At 53.7% G+C, this 4,967-nt stretch carries 7 protein-coding genes; 4 read left to right on the forward strand and 3 right to left on the reverse strand.

Features of this window, described 5'->3' with window-relative positions:
* The 3 genes from LBJ25_07080 to rsxE form a co-directional block, all read right to left on the reverse strand.
* On the reverse strand, positions 1-140 hold a 140-nt coding region (locus LBJ25_07080), incomplete at its 3' end, for an RnfABCDGE type electron transport complex subunit D (protein ID MDR1453715.1).
* Positions 137-1,381, reverse strand: coding sequence for an electron transport complex subunit RsxC (gene rsxC, locus LBJ25_07085; GenBank protein MDR1453716.1), 1,245 nt, complete (start codon positions 1,379-1,381; stop codon positions 137-139). The genes LBJ25_07080 and rsxC, both read right to left, overlap by 4 nt.
* On the reverse strand, positions 1,362-1,934 hold the full coding sequence (rsxE, locus tag LBJ25_07090) for an electron transport complex subunit RsxE (GenBank protein ID MDR1453717.1): 573 nt from the start codon (positions 1,932-1,934) through the stop codon (positions 1,362-1,364). Before rsxE ends, rsxC begins: the two co-directional genes overlap by 20 nt.
* A gap of 75 nt (positions 1,935-2,009) precedes the next feature.
* Here rsxE and LBJ25_07095 point away from each other — a divergent pair, with 75 nt between their 5' ends.
* The 4 genes from LBJ25_07095 to LBJ25_07110 all read left to right on the forward strand — a co-directional run bounded on the left by LBJ25_07095 (position 2,010) and on the right by LBJ25_07110 (position 4,841).
* The gene (locus LBJ25_07095) at positions 2,010-2,801 is read left to right on the forward strand and encodes an undecaprenyl-diphosphate phosphatase (GenBank protein ID MDR1453718.1); all 792 of its coding nucleotides are present in this window, start codon (positions 2,010-2,012) and stop codon (positions 2,799-2,801) included.
* Between the two features lie 185 nt (positions 2,802-2,986).
* Complete coding sequence (locus LBJ25_07100; GenBank protein ID MDR1453719.1) at positions 2,987-3,166, forward strand: hypothetical protein; 180 nt, start codon at positions 2,987-2,989, stop codon at positions 3,164-3,166.
* A gap of 50 nt (positions 3,167-3,216) precedes the next feature.
* Positions 3,217-4,026, forward strand: coding sequence for a carbon-nitrogen hydrolase (locus LBJ25_07105; GenBank protein ID MDR1453720.1), 810 nt, complete (start codon positions 3,217-3,219; stop codon positions 4,024-4,026).
* Between the two features lie 8 nt (positions 4,027-4,034).
* Positions 4,035-4,841 (forward strand): NAD+ synthase, encoded by an 807-nt coding sequence (locus tag LBJ25_07110; GenBank protein MDR1453721.1) that lies wholly within the window; start codon positions 4,035-4,037, stop codon positions 4,839-4,841.
* Positions 4,842-4,967 lie beyond the last annotated feature (126 nt).

The following is a 4,967-nucleotide window of genomic DNA, read 5'->3' on the forward strand; positions in this document are numbered from 1 at the left end:
GCTGTCAGCCAGACTGCCGACCAGCCAAAAAAGATCACGGAGGCCAGCCAGGCGGGAGTTAAAGCGATCAAAACAGCGCGCATCAAAACCGGCGTGGTCACTCCCGAGTGTAAATGCGGCGATACCGCTAAAATTTTCATTTGCTCAACTCCCGTTTTTCAGCGGCCTTGTGCTGTCTGATCTTTTGCACCAGATATTTGCGCGCGGGGCAGACAAAAGCGCAAAGCCCGCACTCCATGCAGTCCGTCAAACCTCTTTCGCGGTACGGCAACAAACCCAGCGGACAGGCGTCAACACAGCGCGCGCAGCGGAGACAGTTCGTTTCTGTGAAGACCTGTGAACGCAGCAGGATAATTCCGGAAACACCTTTAGCCACCGGCAGATCCAGCGCGGCCATAGCAAAACCCATCATCGGCCCGCCGGAGATCACGCGAAAATCTTTTTTCGCAAAATTTTCCGGCAGCTTGACCACATCTTGATACAGAGTTCCGAGCCTGACCCAATAATTGCCCGGATTGGCAAACTCGCCGGACACCGTGACCACACGTTCAAGCAGCGGCAGGCCGGTCTGCACGCTGCGCGCCAGCTGATAAGCCGTGCCGACATTGACCACGACCGCGCCCACATCGATCGGCAGCCCCTTATTTGGTATTTTGCGGCCGACCGTTCTTTTGACCAGCACCTTTTCCGCTCCGGCGGGATAGACTGACGGCAGTAAAGCAATGCGGGCAAATTCTTCCACACCGCAGTTTTTCAAGCCGGCAATGACGTCTTTTTTATTGTCCTCAATAGCCACGACCACCCAGACCGCGCAGGCAGCTTTGGCCAGCAAACGCAGTCCCTGCACCACTTCATTGGGATGCTCGAGCAAAAGCCGGTAATCCGCGTTGAGGTACGGCTCACATTCCGCGGCGTTGAGGATCAGCGTATCGACTTTTTTGTCTTTGGGCGGCGACACTTTGACATGCGTGGGAAAAGCCGCGCCGCCCAGTCCCACCAAACCGATCTCACGGATTATTTCGCGGATGTTTTCCGTATCCAGCTCGGCCAGCGGCGGATACTGCTTGAGATTGGGATCGCGCTCGTCCTGAAAGTCATTTTTGATCTTGACCGCCTCGACCAAATTGCCCTGCGGGTTTTTGATCTTGACCAGATCCGCCACTTCGCCGGACACCGGAGAATGTACATTGGCCGTGACAAAAGCGTCCGCCGAGCCGATCAACTGGCCGCGCCGCACCTGGTCGCCTTTTTTGACCAAACTCACCGCTGGCGCGCCGACATGCTGGAGCAGCGGCACATAGAGATATTCCGGCGCAGGTAGTTCCGTAAGCGCCAGGCCGCGCGTCAAAGACTTGTAATCGCTATACACCGGAGTTCTCATTGATGTAGGCCAGGATAAAGCCCAGCAGCAAAAAACCGCCCGGCGGCAAAATAAAGAGCAGGATCGGCGTGAAATTCGCGGTCAAAACCGGCCAGCCCAGCAGCGTGCCCGCGCCCAGCAGCTCGCGCGCCGCCGCCAAAATTGACAAACCGACCGTGAACCAAAAACCGTTCAGCAGGCCATCCTTGACCGAGTCCCACACGTTATTTTTGTAAGCAAAAGCTTCGGCGCGTCCCAAAATGATGCAGTTGACGACGATGAGCGGCACGAAAATCCCCAGAGCTTGGTACAACTCCGGCGTAAAACCGGCCAGCAGCAGGTCAACGATCGTCACAAAAGTCACCACCACAATAATGAACAACGGTATGCGTATTTCCGGCGGGATGATCCGCCGCAGCAAAGACACAAAAAAATTGGAAAACACCAGCACAAAAGTAAAAGCCAGTCCCATGCCGACAGCGTTGACCAGCGCCGTCGTCACCGCCAGCGTAGGACAAAAACCCAGCAGCAGGCCAAAAGTCGGGCAGAGTTTCAAAAGTTTCTTAATATTCATTATTCCAGTTGATTTTACCCGGATACCTCGTTCGCACGCAAGCGCGAACAGCAATTATGCTATAATAAATTTACCATGTTTTGGAAAGCGATTTTTCTCGGCATCATTGAGGGGCTCACCGAATTTTTGCCGATCAGCAGCACCGGCCATTTGATCCTAACCGAGCAAATACTGCAGGGGCTTTCCGCCAATCCCAATTTCAGCAGCGCCTTTGATGTCATTATTCAGCTTGGCGCGATCATGGCCGTGGTCAAACTGTACGGCGCGATGTTCTGGCCTTTTCGCCCGGAATTTTACACCAAAATCCTGCCGGTCTGGCTCAAAATTTTTGTCGCTTTTCTGCCGGCGGCGGTTTTAGGTTTTTTATATAGAACAGAAATAAAAATTCTTTTCGCGCCGCGCGTCGTGGCCGCGGCTTTGATTTTTTACGGCGTCTTAATGATAGTCCTGGAGTTTGCGCTACGCCGCCGTCCGGTCAAAATCGCCAACCTGGCCAATATCAGCTGGCTGACCGCTCTGACGCTCGGTTTTTTTCAATGTCTGGCCATGGTGCCGGGCACATCGCGTTCGGCGGTGACGATCATCGGCGGGCTGCTGCTGGGTTTGAGCCGCATCGCCGCGGTGGAATTTTCGTTTTTTCTGGCTGTGCCGACGATGCTGGGCGCGGCCGCGCTGACCCTGTACGACACCGCTTTGTCTTTTACCGTGGCGGAGTGGATCATGCTGGTCACGGCGTTTTATTTTGCTTTCTGGACAGCCCTGCTGGTCATTCAATTTTTCCTGCGTTATCTGCGCCAGTATAATTTCGTGCCGTTCGGAATTTACCGCATTATTCTCGGCATTATTGTGCTTTTAGTTCTGCGTTAATTCTCGCTGGAGTGAATAACAATATTATTACAGAGAATCCCCATGTCTCGCTAGCCTCGACGGTTCGACTTCGCTCACCGTCCAAGGCCCGGCCAACGCGAGACACCTCACCGCAGCTTCCGCTGCTGCCTCTCCTTGGTAAGGAGAGGCTGGCTGTCGCGTAAGCGACAGACTGGTGAGGTGTTTTGTCGCAGGAAAAACGATTAAACAAGGAAAATCTTGATGATCTTTTTATCTACCAATACCTTGTCCGGCCGATAAGGGTCGGGCTGCTACATCAATGGGAAAAAGATTTTGCCGAAATTATGCAGCTGCATATTGAACGAATTTTAACTTATGAAGAGTTTGCCGAAATATTAAATTAGTTAAAAATTTTATATTTGGCGGCCGACGCGTCGGCCTGTATAATAACGATATGCGCATCGCTTTAGCTCAAATCTACCCCACGCTTGGTGATCTGGCCGCCAACTATGCCCTGCTGGAAAAAGAAATTTTGGCCGCGCGGGAAAACGGCGCGCGGCTGATAGTTTTTCCGGAACTGGCGCTGACTGGCTACCTGCTCAAAGATCAGGTCTATGACTTGCTGCCTCTCGCGCGGGAATACCTCGCTAAGCTGGCCAAACAGAGTAAAAACATCGACATACTTTTCGGCTCTATCGAAGAGCAAAACAGCCGTGCTTACAACGCCGCGTTTTATTTGAGCGGCGGAGAGCTGCGCCACACGCACCGCAAAGTATATCTGCCGACTTACGGCATGTTCGATGAAAAACGTTACTTCAGCGCCGGCGGCCAATTCCGCGCTTTTGCGTCAGTCCTGGGGCAAACCGCCGTATTGATCTGCGAAGATGCCTGGCATTTTTCCAGCGCCTATCTGGCGGCCAGCGCCGGCGCGGAAAACATCGTGATCATCTCCTCGTCGCCTTACCGCGCCGGCATTGCAAAGCAGTGGCAGAACATCAATCGCGGCATTGCCGAAAATCTGGCCGTAAATGTGCTTTACGGCAACCGCTCCGGCGTGGAAGACGGCGTGACTTTTTGGGGCGGCAGCGAGGTTTACACCAATGACGGACAGCTGCTTGGCCGCGCGGCGGAATTAAAAACCGAAACATTGTTTCTCGACCTGCCGGAAAACCGCGGCGCTAGAGCGCAGTCCGTTTTCGTGCGCGACGAGCGGCCGGAAATCGTGCTCAAAGAATTACAGCGCATCTGGCAGGCGGAGTTATAATTTACCGTATGGACGCCGCGCAAATCACCGCTATACTGACCGGTTTTCTCCGCGAAGAGCTGCGTAAAACCGGCCTGACTAAAGCCGCGCTTGGTCTGTCCGGCGGCATAGACTCCGCCGTGGTCTGCGCCCTGTGCGCGCAGGCTCTCGGCCCCGATAACGTATACACATTGTGTATGCCTTACAAAACTTCCAATCCTGAAAGCGCGGCGCATGCCCGCCTCTGCGCGGAAACTTACGGCGTTCATTATCAGGTCATCGACATCACGCCCCAGATCGACGCTTATTTTGACGCGACAGACGCGGCTGCTTCCGTCCTGCGCCGCGGCAATAAAATGGCGCGCGAAAGAATGACCATACTTTACGACCACTCGGCTAAACTAGGCGGCTTGGTCATCGGCACAAGTAATAAAACAGAACTCCTCCTCGGCTACGGCACGCAGCATGGCGACCTGGCCTCGGCGCTCAACCCTATCGGCGACATTTACAAAACGCAAATTTTTGAACTGGCGAAATTCCTGCAAGCGCCTGAGCCTATTCTAAAAAAAGCGCCTTCCGCCGATCTGTGGGCCGGCCAGTCCGACGAAGCGGAATTAGGCTACACTTACGCGCAGATCGACGAATTACTGGCGGAGCTTATCGAGCAGAGAATTTCTGAGCGCGCGCTAAAAGAAAAATATGCTCCGGTTTTTGTGGACAAAATAATCGCGCTGGTTAAAAAATCCCAGTTCAAGCGCCGCCTGCCGCTGATCGCCAAGCTCTCCGCGCGGACTATCGACCGCGAATTTCGGTATCCACGGGATTGGGGTGTGTAACCAAACGCCACTCACCTAAATTAAACAGGATCATTTCTCGATCTTTCCGCCGTTAAAGATCAAGTAAATAGAGGGTATCACAAAGAGGGTTAATAGAAAAGAGACTGCCATTCCGCCCATCACCGC

The organism is Candidatus Margulisiibacteriota bacterium, from assembly GCA_031268855.1.
Classification (GTDB): Bacteria; Margulisbacteria; Termititenacia; order Termititenacales; family Termititenacaceae; genus Termititenax.